The 20,009-nt window shown below is 73.5% G+C and carries 17 protein-coding genes; 5 read left to right on the forward strand and 12 right to left on the reverse strand.

Going from position 1 to position 20,009, the window contains the following annotated elements:
* Positions 1-4: 4 nt before the first annotated feature.
* Positions 5-2,392: a GH92 family glycosyl hydrolase gene (locus tag V2J85_RS12265; protein WP_330821586.1), complete on the reverse strand. Its 2,388-nt coding sequence runs from the start codon at positions 2,390-2,392 to the stop codon at positions 5-7.
* Between the two features lie 161 nt (positions 2,393-2,553).
* On the opposite strand from V2J85_RS12265, the gene V2J85_RS12270 reads away from it, so the two are divergent.
* Together V2J85_RS12270 and V2J85_RS12275 are read left to right on the forward strand one after the other, a co-directional pair.
* Positions 2,554-3,330, forward strand: a complete 777-nt coding sequence (locus V2J85_RS12270; RefSeq protein WP_261954656.1) for a hypothetical protein — start codon at positions 2,554-2,556, stop codon at positions 3,328-3,330.
* Positions 3,331-3,513: 183 nt separating this feature from the next.
* Complete coding sequence (locus tag V2J85_RS12275) at positions 3,514-3,999, forward strand: hypothetical protein (RefSeq protein WP_330821587.1); 486 nt, start codon at positions 3,514-3,516, stop codon at positions 3,997-3,999.
* Positions 4,000-4,054: 55 nt separating this feature from the next.
* Here the strand turns inward: V2J85_RS12275 and V2J85_RS12280 are convergent, their stop codons facing one another.
* The 4 genes from V2J85_RS12280 to V2J85_RS12295 all read right to left on the reverse strand — a co-directional run bounded on the left by V2J85_RS12280 (position 4,055) and on the right by V2J85_RS12295 (position 7,140).
* The gene (locus V2J85_RS12280) at positions 4,055-5,494 is read right to left on the reverse strand and encodes an amino acid permease (protein ID WP_261954654.1); all 1,440 of its coding nucleotides are present in this window, start codon (positions 5,492-5,494) and stop codon (positions 4,055-4,057) included.
* A 140-nt stretch (positions 5,495-5,634) separates the two neighbouring features.
* Positions 5,635-5,850, reverse strand: a complete 216-nt coding sequence (locus V2J85_RS12285) for a dodecin (RefSeq protein WP_261954653.1) — start codon at positions 5,848-5,850, stop codon at positions 5,635-5,637.
* Between the two features lie 92 nt (positions 5,851-5,942).
* Complete coding sequence (locus tag V2J85_RS12290; protein WP_261954652.1) at positions 5,943-6,404, reverse strand: universal stress protein; 462 nt, start codon at positions 6,402-6,404, stop codon at positions 5,943-5,945.
* Positions 6,405-6,438: 34 nt separating this feature from the next.
* Entirely contained in the window at positions 6,439-7,140 is a 702-nt protein-coding gene (locus V2J85_RS12295; RefSeq protein ID WP_261954651.1) for a PAS domain-containing protein, read from the reverse strand.
* 105 nt (positions 7,141-7,245) lie between these two features.
* Between V2J85_RS12295 and V2J85_RS12300 the strand changes: the two genes are divergently transcribed.
* Both V2J85_RS12300 and V2J85_RS12305 read left to right on the forward strand, forming a co-directional pair.
* Positions 7,246-10,434, forward strand: a complete 3,189-nt coding sequence (locus tag V2J85_RS12300) for a cytochrome P450 (protein WP_330821588.1) — start codon at positions 7,246-7,248, stop codon at positions 10,432-10,434.
* A 72-nt stretch (positions 10,435-10,506) separates the two neighbouring features.
* The gene (locus tag V2J85_RS12305) at positions 10,507-11,745 is read left to right on the forward strand and encodes an FAD-dependent monooxygenase (RefSeq protein ID WP_330821589.1); all 1,239 of its coding nucleotides are present in this window, start codon (positions 10,507-10,509) and stop codon (positions 11,743-11,745) included.
* A 30-nt stretch (positions 11,746-11,775) separates the two neighbouring features.
* Here V2J85_RS12305 and V2J85_RS12310 read toward each other — a convergent pair whose 3' ends face one another.
* Positions 11,776-12,294 carry a DUF2165 domain-containing protein gene (locus V2J85_RS12310; protein WP_261954649.1) on the reverse strand — a complete coding sequence of 173 codons (519 nt, stop codon included), beginning with the start codon at positions 12,292-12,294 and terminating at the stop codon, positions 11,776-11,778.
* A gap of 174 nt (positions 12,295-12,468) precedes the next feature.
* Here V2J85_RS12310 and V2J85_RS12315 point away from each other — a divergent pair, with 174 nt between their 5' ends.
* Positions 12,469-13,503 (forward strand): phosphatidylinositol-specific phospholipase C domain-containing protein, encoded by a 1,035-nt coding sequence (locus V2J85_RS12315; RefSeq protein WP_330821590.1) that lies wholly within the window; start codon positions 12,469-12,471, stop codon positions 13,501-13,503.
* On the opposite strand, the gene V2J85_RS12320 is transcribed toward V2J85_RS12315, so the two are convergent.
* The 6 genes from V2J85_RS12320 to egtA all read right to left on the reverse strand — a co-directional run bounded on the left by V2J85_RS12320 (position 13,475) and on the right by egtA (position 19,941).
* On the reverse strand, positions 13,475-14,473 hold the full coding sequence (locus V2J85_RS12320; RefSeq protein WP_330821591.1) for a trypsin-like serine peptidase: 999 nt from the start codon (positions 14,471-14,473) through the stop codon (positions 13,475-13,477). The two genes, V2J85_RS12315 and V2J85_RS12320, sit on opposite strands and share 29 nt — an antisense overlap.
* Before the next feature lie 36 nt (positions 14,474-14,509).
* The gene (locus V2J85_RS12325) at positions 14,510-15,451 is read right to left on the reverse strand and encodes a phosphatidylinositol-specific phospholipase C (RefSeq protein WP_330821592.1); all 942 of its coding nucleotides are present in this window, start codon (positions 15,449-15,451) and stop codon (positions 14,510-14,512) included.
* Positions 15,452-15,592: 141 nt separating this feature from the next.
* A complete protein-coding gene (gene egtD / locus V2J85_RS12330; protein WP_261954645.1) occupies positions 15,593-16,555 on the reverse strand; it encodes an L-histidine N(alpha)-methyltransferase in 963 nt (320 codons plus the stop codon).
* Positions 16,552-17,307: an ergothioneine biosynthesis protein EgtC gene (gene egtC, locus V2J85_RS12335; RefSeq protein ID WP_330821593.1), complete on the reverse strand. Its 756-nt coding sequence runs from the start codon at positions 17,305-17,307 to the stop codon at positions 16,552-16,554. Before egtC ends, egtD begins: the two co-directional genes overlap by 4 nt.
* Positions 17,308-17,344: 37 nt before the next feature.
* Complete coding sequence (egtB, locus tag V2J85_RS12340) at positions 17,345-18,664, reverse strand: ergothioneine biosynthesis protein EgtB (protein ID WP_261954643.1); 1,320 nt, start codon at positions 18,662-18,664, stop codon at positions 17,345-17,347.
* Entirely contained in the window at positions 18,661-19,941 is a 1,281-nt protein-coding gene (gene egtA, locus V2J85_RS12345; RefSeq protein ID WP_261954642.1) for an ergothioneine biosynthesis glutamate--cysteine ligase EgtA, read from the reverse strand. Before egtA ends, egtB begins: the two co-directional genes overlap by 4 nt.
* Positions 19,942-20,009: the final 68 nt, after the last annotated feature.

Raw genomic sequence — 20,009 nt, forward strand, 5'->3', positions numbered from 1 at the left:
GCCGTCACCGCCGGCCGGCCGCACCACCCGGCGCCGCGGTGCCCACCGGCGGCGGCGCGGCCCGCTCGCCGGTGCCCCAGCCGGACGGCTCCGCACCGACCCGGAAGGCCAGTGCGCGGGCGCTCCGCAGCTCACCCGTGGTCAGGTACGTACGGTCCCGGTCGGTGCCGTCCAGACGGACCGACTGGACATAGCGGTTCGACGCGGACGTACCGGGTGCCGTGATGGTGAAGTGCCCCGCGGGGTAGTAGCGCCGGTCCAGCGTCAGCTCCACCCGGTCGAAGACCGGCGTGCTCAGCCCCCAGGTGTCGGTGCCCGGCTGCACGGGGAACACCCCGATCGACGACAGCACCATCCAGGCCGACATCGTCCCCAGGTCGTCGTTCCCCGTCATCCCGCTGGGCGTGTCGGTGAACAGCGTCAGCGCCGCATGCACCACGTCCGTCGTCTTCCACGGCCGGCCGGTGGACAGATAGGTGTACGGAGCGATCAGGTCCGGTTCGTTCTGCGGGTTGTACTTGTCCGCGTTGTAGTAGTCGTACGGCCCGTTGACCCACACCTCACGGGCGGTCCTCTCCGGATCCGCCAGCAGCTTCCGGTACGCGAAGAACGCGTCGAGCCGCTCGTCCGCCGCCTCCCGGCCGCCGATCAGCCGCAGCATCCCGGGCAGGTCCTGCGGCACCAGCCACTGGTACTGCCAGGACGTGCCCTCGTGGAAGCCCTCGCTCTTGGCCGGATCGGCCGGGCCGGTGAACGCGCCGTGCTCGTCCCGGGCCCGGAAGAAGCCGGTCGACGGGTCGAAGATCTTCCGGTAGTTCTGCGCGCGGGCCGCATAGCGGTCGGCGTCCGCGGTGTGCCCCAGGTCCCGCGCCATCTGCGCCAGCATCGCGTCCGACAGGGCGTACTCCAGGGTCGCCGAGGCGCCGTGGTCGAAGTCCGAGTCGCCGGGCTTGCGGTGCGGGCGGCCCTTGACGTACGGCGCGAAACCGTTCCTCAGGTACTCCGCATTGGCCTCCCGCCCGACGGCCGGGGACGCGGCCGGGGGCACCCCGTCGGCGTTCTTCCTGAGCGCCGCGTACGCCTCCTCCTCATGCCCCTTCAGCAGCCCCTGCTGATAGGCGTTGGTGAGGAACGGGGTGACCGGGTCGCCGGTCATGATGTTCGTCTCGACCGTGCCGTAGCCCCACTTGGGCAGCCAGCCGCCCTCCTTGTCGATCCGCAGCACCGACAGCGCCATGTCGCGTGATTCGCGCGGCGCCAGCAGCGCGAGCAACTGGGCCTGGGTGCGGTAGGTGTCCCACAGCGACCAGTTCTGGTAGTAGGCGGAGCCGCCGAACTCCGAGACCCGGTGCACCGTGCGGTCCCAGCCGGTGTAGCGGCCGTCCACGTCGCTGCCGAGGTTCGGCGCCAGGAACGACCGGTAGAGCGAGGAGTAGAACGTCCGGCGCAGCGTCCGGCTGCCGCCCTGCGCCCGCACCAGGGCCAGCCGCCGCTCCCACGCGGCATCGGCCGCGGCCCTGGCCCGGTCGAACGAACTCCCGCCCTCCGCGCGCAGGTTGCGGGCCGCGCCCGCCGCGTCGACGTAACTGAGGGCCGTGGTCGCCTCGACCGTACGGTCCCCGCGGGTGTCGAAGCGGACGTACGCGCCGTGCCGGCCGCCCGCCGTGGACCCGCGTGACCCGGGCGTGACGGTGTCGCCCTCCCAGGTGCCGTACGAGGTGAACGGCCGGTCGAAGCGGGTGATCGTGTAGACGGTGTACGGCGCGGTGTCCTGGCAGAAGCCGCGGCCGGTGATGGCGGTGCGCACGGTGCGGGAGTCCAGCACCTCGACCTTGGTGGAGACCGTCCGGTGCAGCGACTGCCCGGCGTTGAGCAGCACATTGGCCTTGTCGGTGGCCGGGAAGGTGTAGCGCTGCCGGCCGGTGCGGGCGGTGGCGGTCAGCTCGGCGGTGATCCCGCCGTACGAGGTCAGGCCGACCCGGTAGTAGCCGGGCCGGGCCGACTCGTCGTCATGGCGGAAGGCGGCCGCGTACGCGGCGTCGTCGGTCGCGGTGATGTCGCCCGTGGTGGGCAGCACCGGCAGGTCGCCGCCCAGCCCGCAGCCGACGCCGGAGACGTGCACCGAGCTGAAGCCCCGGATGTGGTCGTCGTCGTAGCCGTAGCCGGTGGTGTGGCCGGTGTCGGGGGAGAGCTGCACCATGCCGAACGGCACCGCGGCGCCCGGGTAGGTGTTGCCGTCCTTCTGGCTGCCGATGAAGGGGTTGACCAGGTCGGTGAGCGTGCCGCCGGGCGGCGCGGCCTGTGCGGCGGGCGCGGTGAGCCCGCCCCCGATCAGCGTGGCCGCCAGCACCGCGCCCGCGGTACGCAGCCGGTTGCGACTGGGCCATGGCATGAATCCGGACCTCCGGTTCGACCGACAACGTTGTCAAGGCGCGCTCATTCTTGGGGTACGTCAGGTCCGCGTCAAGAGTGCCCGCGACGGCAACTGCGATACGCCGCAGGCATCATGAGGGCGACCACGGCGCGGCACGGGCACCTCGTTAGGCTCACCCGGTGCACGCCATCCCCGCCGAGGTCGTCCGCTACGCGGCGGCCATCGAACCGTCCGAACTCGCCTGGGGCAGGCTGAACGGACGGCTGACCGCCGCCGACACCGTCCGGCTCGCCTTCCTCCGCCGCTGCGACCTGGGCGCCCCCGGTGAGGCGTTCGCCCGGATCCATGCGCAGGGGCCGTCGGAGCCTCAACTGGACGCGGTCTGCCGGGAGATCCCGGGCGCGGGGACGGACGCCGCCGGACGGATCTGGGACTACCTCGCGCTGGTCGCGCGGAGCGCGTCCGAAGGTGCGGGCGATGCGGAGCCGGCCGCGCGCCAACTGGCCGCCGGTCGCGCGGAGTTCCTGCTGGACCGCGCCGCGTCGGGCCGGGGCATGAACTGGCGGGAGAGCGGGGCACTGCTCGGGACCGACCGGCCGGAAGAGGTGGACGCCGCCTTCGAGCGCGGCGAGGAGCTGCGGGGCGTGGCGGTGATCGGGCTCGCGCTGACCCACCCCGACCCGGCGGCGATCCTGCCCAGGGTCGCCCGGACCCTGGAGTGCGCCCTGGAGTCGTCGGACCACGGGCTCCGCCACCAAGGACTCGTCGCCCTGGCCCACACCGCCCGGCTGCACGGCACCGTCGACCGCCGCTGCCTGGACCTGCTGCGACGCTGCCCGCGCGACAGTGAGGCGGACGACGACCTGTGGGGGTACGTGCCCCGCCACCGGCTGCCGTGGTGGCTGTGGCGGCACCGGCTGGGCGGGTGGCTACGGAGGTCGCTGCCGGGCGGGTGAGGGGGCGCGGAAGCCCGGTGGTTTGGTGCGGGCAGGTCAAAAATCATGGCGTGCGTGCCTTGCTCTCTTCAGGGCCGCGTGCCTCAATGGTCCGCGATTCCAGGTCGCTGACCACCCGTCAGTTCCCCGGCCGGAACGTGCGGGGACGACCTGTCACCCCCCTCACGAAGGCGGTTTCCCCCCATGAAGCAGCGCAGATCCGGCACGTTACGCACAGGTACGGGCATACGTACCGCCCTCGGCCTCGCGATCGCCGCCGGCACCCTCGCGATGGCGCCGGCATCGACCGCGGTGACCCCCGGCACCGCCACCCTCTCCTTCGACTGCGGCTCGTACGGCTCCGGTACGGCCACCCTCACCGCCACCCAGGACGGCACCGCCGCCACCATCAGCGTGTCGACCTCCGCCATCACCTCGCCGATCAACATCGGCGCGAATTCGGTGCGGTCCACGCTGACGCTCACCAAGAACGGTTCCGGCACGACCGAGTTCGCCGGCAACGCCAACCCGGCGATCCCGGCCGGCGGCCAGGTCTCCACCGGGCCCCTCAAGGGCACCGTCGCCTCCGGTGACAGCCTGGAGGCCGCCTCCCTGAAGGTCGTCGTCCTCGGGATCACGGCTACCTGCAAGGCCACGTCCCCGCAGTCACCGGGCCCCTTCGTCTTCTGACCTGAAGAGGCCGGTCCCGGGGCCGGTGGCCGATGCGGCCACCGGCCCCGGCAGTTCAGCGCGCCTCGCCCCCGGCATCCTCGTGCTCCGCGCGTTCCAGGTTCGAGTGGCGGTAGGAGTAGCCGAAGTAGATGACCATGCCGATGAGGAACCAGACCACGAACCGCACCCAGGTCTGCCACGCCAGGAACGTGATCAGCCAGAGGGAGAACACCACCCCGAGCGCCGGCACCACCGGCATCCCCGGCGTGCGGAACGTGCGCGGCAGTTCGGGGCGCTTGTAGCGGAGCACGATGACGGCCACGCAGACCACCACGAACGCCAGCAGGATGCCGATGTTCGTCAGCTCGGCGGCCTCGCCGATCGGCAGGAAACCGGCGATGACGGCGGAGGCCGCCCCGACGATCCAGGTCACCCGGGTCGGCACGTGGTGGGTGGGGCTGGTCTTGGCGAACCACTTCGGCAGCAGGCCGTCCCGGCTCATCGAGAACCACACCCGGGTCACCCCGAGCATGAAGGTGAACATGACGGTCAGGATGCCGATGATCGCGCCGACCGCGATGACGTCCGCGAGGCCGTGCAGCCCCACCGACTTGAACGCCGACGAGAAGCCGCTCTCCGGGTCGATGTCCTTGTAGTTCTGCATGCCCGTCAGCACCAGGCAGGCCAGGACGTACAGCACCATCGAGATCGCCAGCGAGTACATGATCGCCCTCGGCATGTGGCGCTGGGCGTCGGTGGACTCCTCGGCGGCGGTGCTCATCGCGTCGTAGCCGAAGACCGCGAAGAAGACGGTGGCCGCACCGGTGAAGGCGCCGCTCACCCCGAACGGGAAGAACGGGTGGTAGTTCGCGGTGTTGATGTGGAAGAAGCCGACCGCGATCACGACCACGACGACCAGGACCTTCAGCCCCACCACGATCGTCTCGAAGCGCGCGGCGTTCTTGATGCCCAGGGTCAGCAGAAAGGCGATCAGGAGGCAGAGCGCCGCCGCGAAGAGGTCGACGCGGTGCCCCGGCCCGGTCCCCGGTGCGCCGAGCATCCAGGCGGGCAGATGGACCCCCAGCTCACCGAGCAGAAAGCTGAAATATCCGGAGATGCCGATCGCGACGACCGCGACGATCGCGGTGTACTCCAGCAGCAGGTCCCAGCCGATGAACCACCCGGCCACCTCGCCGAGCACCGCATAGCCGTAGGTGTAGGCCGACCCCGCCTTCGGGATCAGCCCGGCGAATTCGGCGTACGAGAAGGCGGCCGCGGCGCTCGCGATGCCCGCGACGAGGAAGGAGACCAGGACCGCGGGTCCGGCCTTGCCGTTCGCGACGGTGCCGGCGAGCGTGAAGATGCCGGCGCCGATGATGCCGCCGACGCCGATGGCGGTCAGCTGCCACAGCCCCAGCACCCGGGTGAGCTGCTGGCTCGCCGGGCCCTCCGCCTCTTCGATGTGTTCGATCGGTTTGCGGCGCAATACGCCCTGTCCCGCGCGCAGCCCCATCTGGGATCCCTCCGTAGGCTCGCTCCGTCGTGGTCCGACGGCGGATCATCATGGACCCTCGAAGGCGCCTAAGGAAGGCGACTCCCTAGTACGGTGGCGACTCGCCGGGAGACGTACCCGGGAGGGGTGTCATCAGGGCGTCAATCGGCGTCCTCCAGCCGGAACCCGACCTTCATGCCGACCTGGTAGTGGTCGATTTCGCCGTCGACGAGGTGTCCGCGCACCTCGGTGATCTCGAACCAGTCGAGATTGCGGAGGGTCTGCGAGGCGCGCTTGATGCCGTTCCTGATCGCCGCGTCCACGCTCTCCTGGGACGTCCCGACGATGTCGGTCACACGGTACGTGCGGTCGGTCACGGTGGTCTCCCTCGGCCGGGGCGGCGCTCCGCCCGTCCACCTCCCACCGTGCCTCAGGGCGGCCGGCCCCACCAGCGGAGCGGTGCGGGCCGCTACGGGACGACGGTGACCGGCCAGCGCCCCGCCTTGACCAGGCGGACCGCGACCGAGCCCATGATGCGGTGCCCGGCCGACTCCGAGGCGCCGACCACCACGGCGTCGGCCTTGAGCTCGTCGGCCATCTGCACCATGCCGTTGTACGGGTCGCCACGCAGCGTGTGGAACTCCCAGCGCACGTCGTAGATCCCCTGCAGCCGGTCGGTGGCCTTGCGGATCTCGGCCATCAGCTCCTCGGCCACCTCGTTGGTCGCGTCCACGACCGGCGCGCCCATCGACGCCCCGGCCGGCAGCACCGGCTGGACGTAGACCAGGACGAGCTTCGAGCCCTGGCGCCGGGCGAGTCCGGCCGCGTACGCGGCGGCGCGCCAGGACGAGTCGGAGCCGTCCACGCCGACGACGATGACCTTCGGGCCGTCCGTTCCGCGCTCGAACTGCGCGGCTGCGTTCTCCTCCACACCACGGAGGTTAACCGCACACGCGTGCTGATGGTCAGGCCGGGGCCGGTGGCCAGCTGTCCGCCGCCAGCACGCCCAGCACGTACGCCTTGGCGACCAGCGCGGCCCGGCCCTGCACCCGCCAGCGGCGGGACAGCCGGGCCAGGTGGTAGTTCACCCCGTCGACGGTCAGCCCCAGGGACGCGCCGATCGCCGCCGTCGTCGCGCCGCCGGCGGCCAGGGCCAGGATCCGCGACTCCACCGGGCTCGCCGTGGCCCGCGGGGCCGGCGGCGGGGCGCTCTCCGTGACCCGCAGCAGCGCCAGCAGGGCCGGCGGCCGGACGGACCCGACCGGGTCCACCGTCAGTTCCCCCTCGCGCTCGGCGCCGTCCGCGGCCGACCGCCAGTGCACCTCGACCGGATAGCGCGACCGGCGGCCCAGCCGCACCGCCTCGGCGATCCGCCGCAGCTGCTCCTTCGCCCGGGGCCGGAACAGGTCCAGCAGATTGCGGCCGCGCAACTGACCCGGCGCCACCCCCCACAGCGTGGCCATCGCCGGATTGGCGATCAGCACCTCACCGTCCGCCCGGCACACCGCGATCGGCGTCGGGATGCGGTCCAGCAGGATGAGGAAGTAGTTGCGCCAGGGTCCGTCCGCGTACGGTCCCGCCGGATCGACCGGGCCGGGCCCGGCGGGCGGCGGGTGGGCGCCGGGGGAGTCCCCGTCCGGCGCACTGTCGGCGTGCCCGATGTCCATTGCCCCATCTCCGGTCCGCGCGCAAGAGCGAGCAGCGAAAAACCACTGCACAATCATGCAGTTGCCCGGGCCCGAACTGCCCACCGGGCCCCTCACGCTGGAGACATGACCGACACCATCGCGCTCCACAGTGACGAACGCGCCGCCGATGACGGCATCCCGGTCGTCGACATCACGGCCGACGGGATGACCTCGACGCCCATCCAGCAGACCATGGACCTCGCCCGGACCCACGGACCGGTCTTCAAGCGCAGGCTCGGCGAGCGCGAGACGCTCTTCCTCACCTCGCTGGACCTGGTCACCGAGGCCGCCGACGAGACCCGCTTCGCCAAGGGGGTCTCGGTCGTCCTGGAGAACGTCCGGGAATTCGCCGGGGACGGTCTGTTCACCGCCTACAACGACGAGCCGAACTGGGCCAAGGCGCACGAGGTCCTGATGCCGGCCTTCGCGCTGGGCTCGATGCGGACGTACCACCCGGCGATGCTGAAGGTCGCCCGCCGGGTCATGGCGAGCTGGGACCGTCGGGTGGCCGACGGCACGCCGGTGCACATAGCCGAGGACATGACCCGGATGACGCTGGACACCATCGGGCTGGCCGGCTTCGGCTTCGACTTCGAGTCGTTCTCCCGTGGCGACTCGCAGCACCCGTTCGTCGAGGCGATGGTGCGCTGTCTCGAATGGAGCATGAAGAAGTTCGCCCGGGACCCGCACGCCGACCACTCCGCGGCGGACGCGGCGTTCCGCGCCGACGCGGACTACCTCGCCTCCGTCGTCGACGAGGTCATCGCCGCGCGCACGGCGAGCGGCGAGACCGGCGAGGACGACCTGCTCGGCCTGATGCTCGGCGCCCGCACGCAGGAGGACGGCACCGGGTCCGGCGGCCCCTCCCTCGACCTCGCCAACATCCGCAACCAGGTCATCACCTTCCTGATCGCCGGTCACGAGACCACCTCGGGCGCCCTCTCCTTCGCCCTCTACCACCTGCTCAAGGACCCGCTGGCGCTGCGCATGGTCCAGCGCGAGGCCGACGAGCTGTGGGGCGACCAGGCCGACCCCGACCCGGCCTTCGAGGACATCGGCCACCTGCCGTTCACCCGGCAGGTCCTCAACGAGGCGCTGCGGCTGTGGCCCACCGCCGCCGCCTTCACCCGCCAGGCCCGTGCGGACACCGTGCTCGGCGGCCGCTACCCGGTCAAGGCCGGCCAGCTGGTCACCGTGCTCACCCCGATGCTGCACCGCGACCCGTGCTGGGGCGACAACCCCGAGCTGTTCGACCCGTCCCGCTTCAGCCCGGAGGCCGAGGCGGCCCGCTCGCCGCACGCCTACAAGCCGTTCGGCACCGGTGAACGCGCCTGCATCGGGCGGCAGTTCGCGCTGCACGAGGCGACCATGCTGCTCGCGCTGCTCGCCCACCGCTACCGGCTGATCGACCACGCCGACTACCGGCTGCGCATCAAGGAGACCCTCACCCTCAAGCCCGACGGGTTCACCGTCGAACTGGCCGCCCGCACGCCCGCCGACCGCGCCGCGGTGCGCGCCGCCCTGGACGTCCTGCCCGGCACCGCCGGCCCCGCGGACGACGCCGCCGCCACCGACGACGCCCTGCCCACCCGCGTCGTCCAGGGCACCGGGCTGCTGCTGTTGCACGGCAGCAACTACGGCACCTGCCGCGAGTTCGCCGAGCGGCTCGCCGACGAGGCCACCGGCCTGGGCTGCGCCACCGAGGTCGCCCCGCTGGACACCTACGCCGACGGGCTGCCCGCCGACCGGCCCGTCGTCATCGTCGCCGCCTCCTACAACGGACAGCCCACCGACGACGCGGCCGCCTTCGTCGGCCGGCTGCGGACCGCCGGGGACGGCGCCGCCGCGGACCGCCCGTTCGCCGTCCTCGGCGTCGGCGACCGCAACTGGGCCGCCACCTACCAGCACGTCCCCACCCTCATCGACGACCGGCTGGCCGCGCTCGGCGGTGACCGGATGCTGCCGCGCGCCGAGGCCGACGCCTCCGGCGATCTCAGCGGCACCGTCAAGGAGTTCACTGCCGCGCTGCGCACCGAACTGCTGGCCCGCTACGGCGACCCCGCCAGCATCGGCGCGGGCGCCCCGGCCGCCGAGGACACCGGCTACACCGTCACCGAGCTCACCGGCGGACCGCTCGACGCCCTCGCCGCCCGGCACGAGCTGACCGAACTGACCGTCACCGAGGCGCACGACCTCACCGCGGCGGGCTGGCCGCGCCCCAAGCGGTTCCTGCGGCTCGCCCTGCCGGACGGCGTCAGCTACCGCACCGCCGACCACCTCGCCGTGCTGCCGGCCAACGCCCCGGCCGCCGTCGAGCGGGCCGCCCGCGCCCTCGGCGCCGACCTCGACACCGTGCTCGCCCTGCACCCCGGCCGCCGCCCGGCCCGCGACACCCTGCCCGTCGACCGGCCCCTGACCGTACGCCAACTCCTCACCCACCACGTGGAGTTGGGGACCCGGCCGACCTCCGGGCAACTCGCGGTGCTGGCCGCGCACAACCCGTGCCCGCCCGAGCGGCAGGCCCTGGAACACCTCGCCGAGGACGACCCGCGCACCCTGATCGAGCTGATCGAGGCCCACCCCGCGCTGCGCGGCCGGCTGCCCTGGCCGGTGGTCCTCGACCTGCTGCCGGCGCTGCGCACCCGGCACTACTCGATCTCGTCCTCGCCCGCCGCCGACGCCCGGCACGCCGAGCTGATGGTCTCGCTGCTGCCCGGCGGCACCGGCTCGACGTATCTGCACGGCCTGCGCCCCGGCGACACGGTCCTGGCCCGGGTCCAGCCCTGCCGGGAGGCCTTCCGCCTCGACCCGGCCGACGGCACCCCGGTCATCCTGGTCGCCGCCGGCACCGGCCTCGCCCCCTTCCGGGGTGCCGTGGCCGACCGGGTCGCGGCCGGCCAAACGGCGCCCGCCCGGCTGTACTTCGGCTGCGACGATCCCACGGCCGACTTCCTGCACGCCGCGGAGTTCGCCGCCGCCGAAGCGGCCGGGGCGCTCTCGGTACGACCCGTCTTCAGCGAGCGCCCCGAGAACGGCCACCGCTTCGTCCAGCACCGCATCGCCGCCGAGGCCGCCGAGGTCTGGGAACTCCTCCAGGCCGGCGCCCGGGTGTACGTCTGCGGCGACGGCAGCCGGATGGCCCCCGGCGTACGGGCCGCCTTCCGCGAGGTGCACGCCGTGCACACCGGCGCCTCGGCCCAGGAGTCCGAGGCCTGGCTGCGCGAACTCACCGCCTCCGGCCGGTACATCGAGGACGTGTACGCGGCGGGCTGAGAACGCCCGGCGGCACGGCCGTACGTCCCCCGGCGGGCTGGATCTTCCGGCCCGCCGGAGGCAAGGTGGACGGTGCGGCCACAGGGCCGCACCGCCGGCCACGACCCGGCCGGCGGCACCGAGCGGGGGCACACCCGGGGGGACCACGGCATGAGCAAGGCCCTGATCATCGGCGGCGGCATCGCGGGCACGGTGACCGCCATGGCGCTGCACAAGGCGGGCATCGAGGCGGAGGTCTTCGAGGCGTACCCGACCGGCGCGGACGACGTCGGCGCCTTCCTCGTCGTCTTCGCCAACGGCCTCGAAGCGCTCCGGGTTGTCGACGCCCACGACCCGGTCGCCGCACACTCCTTCCCGGCCCGGCGGATCGCGGTGTTCGGCCACGACGGCACCAAGGTCGCCGAGCGGCCCATCGCCGGCAGCGGCACCGGGCCCGGCCCGCGCACCCTCCGGCGAGCCACCCTCTACCAGGTGCTGCACGCCGAGGCCGCCCGCCGGGGGATCCCCGTGCACCACGGGAAACGGCTGGTCGGCGCCGAGACGGTGGCCTCGGCCGGCGGGAAGCGGGTGGTCGCCGCGTTCGCCGACGGCAGCCGCGCCGAGGGAGACCTGCTGATCGGCGCGGACGGACTGCACTCCGTCACCCGCACCCTCATCGACCCGGCCGCGCCCCGGCCACGCCACACCGGCCAGCACACGGTCTGCGGCTACACCCGCGCCACCGGCGCCGAGCCGGCCGCGGAGACCTACACCATGATCCGCGGCGACCGCGCCGTCTTCGGCTGCACCCGCGCCCCCGACGATGAGATCTGGTGGTTCGCCAACATCCCCGGCGCCGAGAGCGACCGCACCGCCCTGCAGGCCGTCGGCCCCGGCGAGTGGCGCGACCGGGTCGCCGCGCGGTTCCCCGGCGACGCCACCCCGGCCGCCGCCCTCGTCCGCGCCACCGGCGACCGGGTCATCGTCTCCAGCGCCTACGACATCGCCACCACGCCCACCTGGTACGACGACACCAAGGTCGTCCTCGGCGACGCCGCCCACGCGGCCGCGCCCAACGCCGCCCAGGGCGCCTCGATGGCCATCGAGGACGGCATCGTGCTGGCCCGCTGCCTGCGCGACCACACCGACCCGCGCACCGCCTTCGCGGCCTACGAGAAGCTGCGCCGGGAACGGGTGGAGAAGGTCGTCGCGGCCAGCGCCGGCCTCGCCGCCCGCACCGGCCCGCAAGGCCCCGGCCGCCCCGCCACCGGCCCCGCGGGCGGCGGCGCGGACGGCAGCGACTGGCTCACGGACTACCGGATCGAGTGGTGACCCACCGGCGTCCGCCGCGCGCGGGACGGCTCAGGGCGCCGACGGCAGCCGGACGGCCAGCAGCGCGACTCCCGCGAGCGTGACGTTGCGGGTCGCCGCCTCCAGGCCGTTCCAGGTCTTCGACTGCCACATCGAGAACCACTCCCCGCCGATCGCCAGGAAGCCCGCGCCGAACAGCAGCAGCATCATCAGCAGACCGACGGTGCTCAGCATCCGCGCGCGGGCCACGTCGCCGCGCCGCAGACCGAGCGGCCAGAGCACGGTGGCCACTATCAGCACCAGCGCGGTGACGCTCTCCCAGGCGATGATCGCCACGTACGCGGCGTCCTGGAGCCCCTGCGAGGTGATGGCCCGCCACATCAGGTCCGGGTCCTTGAAGGTGGTGTCCATCGCCAGGACGTGCCGGACGAACTGCTGATTGGTGCCGAAGTCGGTGATGTTGCCGAAGGCGACGAGCGCCAGATAGAGCGCGACCGTGCCCGTGAGCACCGTCGCGACGAGTGGCTGTCCGGTACGCGGCAGCCGGCCGGTTGCGTGATTGTCGGCCATGGGCCCTCCCCAAGTCGGTCAAGTAAGGGGAGTTTCCCCTATCGTCACCGACCCCGTGGTCCCCACCCGTCCCAACTCCCCGTACGCTGCTCCCCGATCGACCGGCCGCCCGGCCGGCCGAACGGCGTCCGGGCTGACCGGCCGGGCGCCGCGGGACCACGGAAAGCGGGGAACATGAACGGGAAGCGGTGTGTGGGGACGGTCGCCGCGGCGGCGGCCGCGGTGGTGGCGGTGTCCGCGCCGGCGGGCGCCGAGCCGGCCGGTCTGACGTACGGCACCAGCACGTCCGTGGGCGTCCACAACGCCTACGACAAGGAGAAGTACCCCTACTTCGCGGACGCGTTGGACTCCGGCGCCGCACTGGTCGAACTCGACCTCTGGACCAACGGGCTGGGCCGGTCCTGGCGGGTCAGCCACAGCAACCCGTTCGGCAGCAACAGCAACTGCGAGGGCGCGGCCAGCGCTTCCGAGCTGCGGACCAAGGACGTCAACAAGGACTTCGCCGGCTGCCTCGCGGACATGAAGGCCTGGCACGACGCGCACCCCGGCCACCGCCCCATCCTCGTCAAGGTCGAGCTGAAGGACGGCTTCAACGCCAAGGGCGGGCGCGGCCCGGCCGAGTTCGACGCGCTGGTGCGGCAGAAGCTCGGCGACGCCGTCTACGGCCCCGGCGACCTCACCGCGGGCCACGCCACGCCCGACGAGGCGGTCCGGGCCGGCGGCTGGCCCGCGCGCGCCGCCCTGGCCGGAAAGTTCCTGTTCGAGCTGATACCGGGCACCGTCGAGGAGAACAACCCGCTCGACAAGCTCTGGACCGACGTCGAGTACGCCGGCCACCTCAAGGACCTCGCCGCGCAGGGGAAGCTCGCGCAGTCGGTGGCCTTCCCCGCGGTGCACGGCGCGGCCGCCGGCGACCCCCGCGACCGCTACCAGGACCCGGCGCTGCGCCCCTGGTTCGTGGTCTTCGACGGTGACGCCGCGACCTACCTGAACGGCACCATCGACACCGCCTGGTACGACCGCCGGCACTACCTCCTCATCATGACCGACGCGCACAACGTGCCGCCGGCCATCGACGCCACCCACCCCACCGAGGCACAGGCGCTCGCCCGGGTCGGCCAACTCGCCGCCGCGCACGCCAGTTTCGCCACCGCCGACTGGTACCCGCTGCCGTCCGTCCTCAAGACCGTGGTGTCGCGCGGGGCCTGACGCCCGGCGTCGGACCCGGCTCCGCGGTGGCCCGCCGGTACAGCGCGGCCACGTCCGCACCGAACCGGCTGCTGTACGAGACGAAGTCGTCACCGCCCTCGTCGAGCCCGCCGATCACCCCGATCAGCGCCCCGGTGCCGGTGGCCGGATCGACATCGGTGAGCAGCGGGCCACCGCTGGTGCCGTTCGGGAACCCGGGGCAGTCGAAGCGCAGTTGGGACGGGCCCTGGGCCGTCGCGGTGTGCCGGCAGCTGACCGGGGCGTCCCGGTCGGCGGGGTAGCCGGTCAGTAGCGCCGGGCGCCCGGCCGGCGCGCCGAACCGGATCCGTTCGGCGCCGGTGAGGTCCGCTATCCGGCCGCCGCCCTGCCCGGCCCTGCGCACCCGCAGGAACGCCACGTCGTGGTCCGGGTCCCGGTCGCTGATCCACCGCGGATCGACGTGGATGCGGGTGGGCACCCACAGCCCGTACGGCGCGATCCCGTCGTGCAGGCCGGGCACGAACACCAGCCGGGTGCGGAACCCGCCGTCGTGCACGCAGTGCGCGGCGGTGACGACCAGGTCGGCGGCGGGGGAGCGCACCACGCTCGCCGTGCAGTGGTGAGCCGGGTCTCCGTCGTCGCCGGGCGAGAAGAGCGCGCCGATCGCCGGGGACGGGGCCGCCGGGGCGGCCACCAGCGGCCGGGACTCCGGCAGCGCGGCCGTCGCCCCGCCGCCGGTCCGGCCGCCGCGCGGTAGGGCCGCCGGCGGGCCCGGCCGCTCCCGGTACGGACCGGCGAGCAGCGCGGCGGCGGCCAGGTCCCCGTCCGCGCGGGTGGCCAGGTACGAGCCGGTGGCGCTGTCCCCCGCGGCCAGATACGGATCGCGGGCGGGCAGGCCCAGCGTCAGCGCCGTACTGCCCACGACCACGGTGAGCAGCCCGAGAGCCACCGGCAGCCGCTGCGGGACACCGGGCAGTCCGGAACGGGGCATGCACCCCAGTCTGCGGCAGGACCGCCGGCCGGACGCCTACCGCGGGGCCGGTCGGGTGAACCGCGGGCCCGGGTTGTGCCGGATCAGCGTTTCGGCCAGGCCGAACTCGTTCGGGAAGTCCATCGGGACGATGCCCAGGCCCGTCCAGCCGCTGCCCTCCGTACCCTCCAGCAGCGTCTTGACCTGCGGGTTGAGGCGGTCGGCGTTGGAGCGCGGCGGGAGCAGCGCGGCGGTGCTGACGTAGTTGACGAAGAGCTTGCCGGGCTGCGCGACGGCCTTGCGGAACTGCGCCTCGATCTTCGGGTACTTCCCGAACGGCTCGGCCATGTAGTCGTCCTGGATGTCGAAGACCTGGGGGTCGCCGTAGCGGACCCCGCCGAGGCCGTCGGAGTCCGCCAGCAGGACGACCCTGCCCCGTGCCTCGCCCAGCGCGGGCAGCGCGGCGTCCAGCCGGAACAGCGGGCGGTAGCCCTTGTCGTCCAGGTAGCTGCCGAAGATCCGGCGGAACTCCTCGGCGGAGACCTCCGAGTACTCCTGCTTGACCCGCATCAGCACCGTCTCGGACGGGTGGGCCGTGAGGAAGGCCCGGCAGGCGTTGAGCACGTCGCCGAACATCAGCTGCTGGTAGAACGCGCCGTGATGGATCGCGAAGACGTTGTCGACCGCCCGGCAGCGGACGTCCAGGAAGCGGATCCCGGCGGCCAGCTGGGCGTCGACCGCGGTGTTCTGGCAGGCCACCCAGGGGCCGCCGATCCGGGCCCCGGAGTCGTGCGTGCCCGGGATCGTCAGGCGCGTCAGGGGAGTGGCGTCGGGGAGCGCGGACATCCAGTCCTGCACGGAGAACGCACGGCTCCTGGCCGGCCTCCGCTCGGCCGCCCCGGCCGTGAACCGTCCGCTGCCGGCGCCCGCCAGGACCCCGGCGGCCGACAGCCCGGCCGCGCCCCTGAGAAACCCCCGCCGATCGAGCCCCAGCCCCATGCCGCCACCCCTGCCCGTCGAATACGCACGTGCGTCCGGGGCATGGAACCACACCGCCCGCGCGGACGGCACCCGGCCGGCGCGCCCAGGGGCACACCGGCCGGATGTGTCCTCGTACGTATCCGTCCCTACCGGGCGGTATCAGGCACGGAACGCGAGCGACAGCGCGAAGCGATCCGCGCTGTCCGTCCACCAGTTGGTCAACTCCAGCCGGGCGGCGGCGAGTTCGGCCCGCACCCCCTCCTGGCGGAACTTGGCCGAGATCTCGGTGCGGATGTCCTCACCGGCCGCGAACGGCACGGCCAGGTCCACGCCGGGGATCTTCACGGTCACGTCCCGGCGCGCCCGCAGCCGCATCTCGATCCACTCCTCCGCGGCGTTCCACACCGCGACGTGGTCGAAGTCCGCCGGATCGAAGTCGCCGTCGAGCTCGCGGTTGATGACCTGGAGGACGTTCTTGTTGAACGCGGCCGTGACGCCCTGCGGATCGTCGTACGCGGCGACCAGCGTCGCCTCGTCCTTGACCAGGTCGGTGCCGAGCAGCAGGGCGTCGCCCGGGGACAGCAGGTCGTGCACGGAGGTGAGGAACGCGGCCCGCTCCTCGGGGAGGAGGTTGCCGATGGTGCCGCCGAGGAACGCCAGCAGCCGCGGGCCGGGCGTCTCGGGCAGCGTCATGTCCTGCTGGAAGTCGGCGACCAGGGCGTGCACGGTCAGGCCGGGGTGCCCGGCGAGCAGCGCCTCGCCGGCCGCGGTCAGCGCCGACTCGCTGACGTCGATCGGCACGTAGGTGTGCAGGCCGGTCAGCGCTCCGATCAGGTGGCGGGTCTTGTCGGACGACCCGGAGCCCAGCTCGATCAGGGTGCGGGCGTTGGTGGCCGCGGCGATGTGGTCGGCGCGGGTGAGCAGGATCTCCCGTTCGGCGCGGGTCGGGTAGTAGTCGGGCAGGGTGGTGATCTCTTCGAAGAGTTCGCTGCCGCGGGCGTCGTAGAACCACTTGGGCGGCAGCGCTTTGGGCGTGGCGGACAGGCCCTGGGCGACATCGGCGCGCAGCGCGGCCGTGGTGGCGTCGGCAGGGAGGTTGCGGGTGATGCGATGCGGGCTCACGTGGCGGGCTCCTTGAGCGGGGTGAGGTGGACGTCGGTCCGGGTGGCGCGCAGCAGGGTGCGGTCGGGGACCTCGGTCCAGTGGGGGGAATCGTCGTAGGGTTCGGCGGCGACCACCCGGCCGCCGCCCGGAAGGGCCAGGTGGTAGAGGGTGTCGCCCCAGGAGGTGGCGGCGATGGTGGTGCCGTCGGTCAGCAGCAGGTTGAGCCGGGAGCCGGGCGCGGCCCCGGCGACGGCCGTGACGGTGTCGGCCAGCGCGTCCCCGAGTTCGTCGCCGCGGGTCAGCCGGTGCCGCACCAGCGCCCAGACGAACGCCGCGTCACAGCGGGCCTGGAGGCGCAGCAGCTCCTCCGGCGGCAGCGCGGCGGCGAGCGGCGCGAGCGAGTCCGGCCAGCCGGCCACCGCGCCGTTGTGGCTGAACAGATGGCCCTCCCCGGCGAACGGCGCGGCCGCCGCCTCGGCGTCCGGCCCGGCCACGGTGGCGTCGCGTACCGCCGCCAGCAGCGCGCCGGTGCGCACCACCCGGGCCAGGTCGGGCAGTTGGTCGTCGGCCCAGATCGGCCCGGCCCGGCGGTAGCGCGCCGGGACCGGGTCGTCCGGTGCGTACCAGCCGACGCCGAAGCCGTCCGCGTTGACCGTGCCGTGCTTCTGGTGGCGCGGCGCCCACGACTGCCGGTACAGGCCGTGCGGCGGTTCCAGCACGATCTGCCCGAAGGGCACCGGCGGCCCCACGTAAGCGATATGACGGCACATCAGGCGTTCGCCTCCCCGGCCGTTCGCGGTGCCGGCCTCATGCGTCCCCCTCCGGGCCGGCGTCCCGGGCGGTGCGGAACCCGGAGAAGATCTGCCGCCGGACCGGCAGGTCCCAGTTGCGGAAGGTGCCCCGGCAGGCGACCGGGTCGACGGCGAAGGAACCGCCGCGCAGCACCTTGTGCCCGTCGCCGAAGAACACCTCCGAGTACTCCCGGTAGGGGAAGGCGGCGAAGCCCGGGTACGGCAGGAAGTCGCTCGCCGTCCACTCCCACACGTCGCCGATCAACTGCCGCACGCCGAGCGGGGACGCGCCCTCGGGATAGCTGCCGATGGCCGCGGGGCGCAGATGCCGCTGGCCGAGGTTGGCGCGCTCCGGCGTGGGGTCCTCGTCGCCCCACGGGTAGCGCATCGACCGGCCGGTGGCCGGGTCGAACCGGGCGGCCTTCTCCCACTCCGCCTCGGTCGGCAGCCGCCGGCCGGCCCAGCGGGCGTAGGCGTCCGCCTCGTACCAGCTGACGTGCAGCACCGGCTCGTCCGGCGGGACCGGTTCGGTCACCCCGAACCTGCGGCGCAGCCACTGGCCGCCGTCCCGCTTCCAGAACAGCGGGGCCCGCAGCTTGTGCTGCTGGACCTGCGCCCAGCCCTCGGCGGCCCACCAGCGCGGCTCCTGATAGCCGCCGTCCTCGATGAACCGCTGGTAGGCGCCGTTGCTGACCGGTGTGGTGTCGATCAGGAACGCCGGCACGAGGCGGCGGTGCGCGGGCCGCTCGTTGTCCAGCGCCCAGGGTTCGGCGGAGGTCCCCATGCTGAACGGCCCGCCGGGCACCAGGACTTCGGACGGCAGCAGGTCATCGGGGGCGGGCGGCGGTTCGGGCGCGGTGAGCACGGCGGGGCCGCGCCGCAGCTGGTGCGTGATCAGCATGGTCTCGTCGTGCTGCTGCTCGTGCTGGGCGATCATGCCGAATGCGAAACCCGCGTCCAGCAGCGGACCGCCGTGCAGCGGGGTGCGCTCCAGGACGTCCAGCACCCGGCCGCGGACCTCGGCGACATAGCCGTGCGCCTCGTCGGGCGGCAGCAGCGGCAGGGAGGGGCGTTCGGCCCGCGGATGCTCGAAGGCGTCGTAGACGGAGTCGATGTCCGGGCGCAGCGCCTCCCGGCCGCCGACGGTGCGCAGCAGCCACTGCTCCTCCTGGTTGCCGATGTGGGCCAGGTCCCACACCAGCGGGGACATCAGCGGGGAGTGCTGGGCGACGAGGTCGGGGTGCTCGACGCAGGTGGTGAGCAGACGGGTGCGGTCGCGGGCGGCGAGCAGCGCCGCGGCCGCGCGTTCACGAAGGAGCTCCGGATCGGTGGTCACTGCTGGCCTTCCTTCCCCAGGAGGAGTTCGCCCTCCGCGGCGTACAGGGCGTCGAGATGGTCGTCCGCGGGGCACCGTCCGCGTGCCACGTACCGCTCGGTGAACGCCGCGACCGCGGCGCACACCTCGGGCGGGGCGCCGATCCGGGGCAGCGCCTCCTGCGCGGCGGCGAAGCAGGCCACCGCCGCGGCGTGCAGCTCCGGGTCGGTCAGTCCCGCGCGGGCGGCCCGCCGCCACAGCGGATTGCGCGGCGCGGGCCGCGAACCGGCCGTCTCGGCCAGTGGTTTGACGATGCGGTAGGCGCGCTCGGCGGCCTCCGGGTCGTCGAACAGCGCGACCGTGACGGCCAGCGGGACGGTCCACCCGGTCTCCCCGGGCTGGGCGTCGATCATGCGCAGCTCCAGATGGCCGCGCGGCCGGACGGGCGGGAAGAGGGTGGTGACGTGGTAGTCGAGGTCCTCCTGTGTCGGGGGTCTGGGGACCCCGGTGCGGACCCATTCGCGGAAGGTGAGCCCCGCCGGTGCGTCCCAGGGCCCGTGCTCGGCGCGGATGCACATCACCGGCGCGTCCAGGACGTACGCCGCCCACGCGGTGCGCGGGTCGGGGCCCGGCGGCGGGGCGAGGGTGCGGGCCGGGTCGAGCTGGGACCACACGACCTGGCGGGTGGTGCGGTAGCCCGTGGGACACCCTTCGCTGGTCGGCGAGTTGGCGAACGCCGCGGTGAGCACGGCGCCCAGCAGATGGGCCAGCAGCCAGCGCCGGCCGAGCCCCAGCGGGCCCGGCTCCTCGTGGCCGGCGTCCACGCACACCTGCACGGAGGCGGTGCCGCACATCATCGAGCGCCCGGCCGGGCCCCAGCGGTCGAAGTACGCCTCCATGGCGTTGTAGCGGGGGTCGGTCAGGATCCGGCGCGGGGGGTGCCAGGGGTTGTGGCCGTGGCCGGCCAGCCCCAGGCCCAGGGCCCGCACGGCCGGGCGGACCAGCGCGAGATCGGCCGACACGGCCTCGATGCAGGCGCGCAGGGAGGTGGCGGGCAGCGAGCTGAGCTCCAGCTGGCCGCCGGGTTCGAAGGTCAGGAGCGAGGAGAGGGGGAGTTGGCGCAGGACGGTGGCCGCGTGCCGCAGCCGGTCGGGTTCGACCGGACATCGGGGGTGGTACGCGTCGTGGACCAGCCACTCCAGCTCCACGCCTATCCGGCGAGGTGGACCCGTCTTGAAGCAAATGCCGTGCAGATGCGCTTCAAGCTCCGCTTCCGAGAGTGCGGGCCGAACGGGCATGGAATCCCCTCCCTTGTCGGGTGGCGGCGTGATTGCCGCCCTCCACCTAATCGGCTGCGGCCGACGGG

The sequence above is a fragment of the Streptomyces bugieae genome, from assembly GCF_036352915.1.
GTDB lineage: Bacteria > Actinomycetota > Actinomycetes > Streptomycetales > Streptomycetaceae > Streptomyces > Streptomyces endophytica.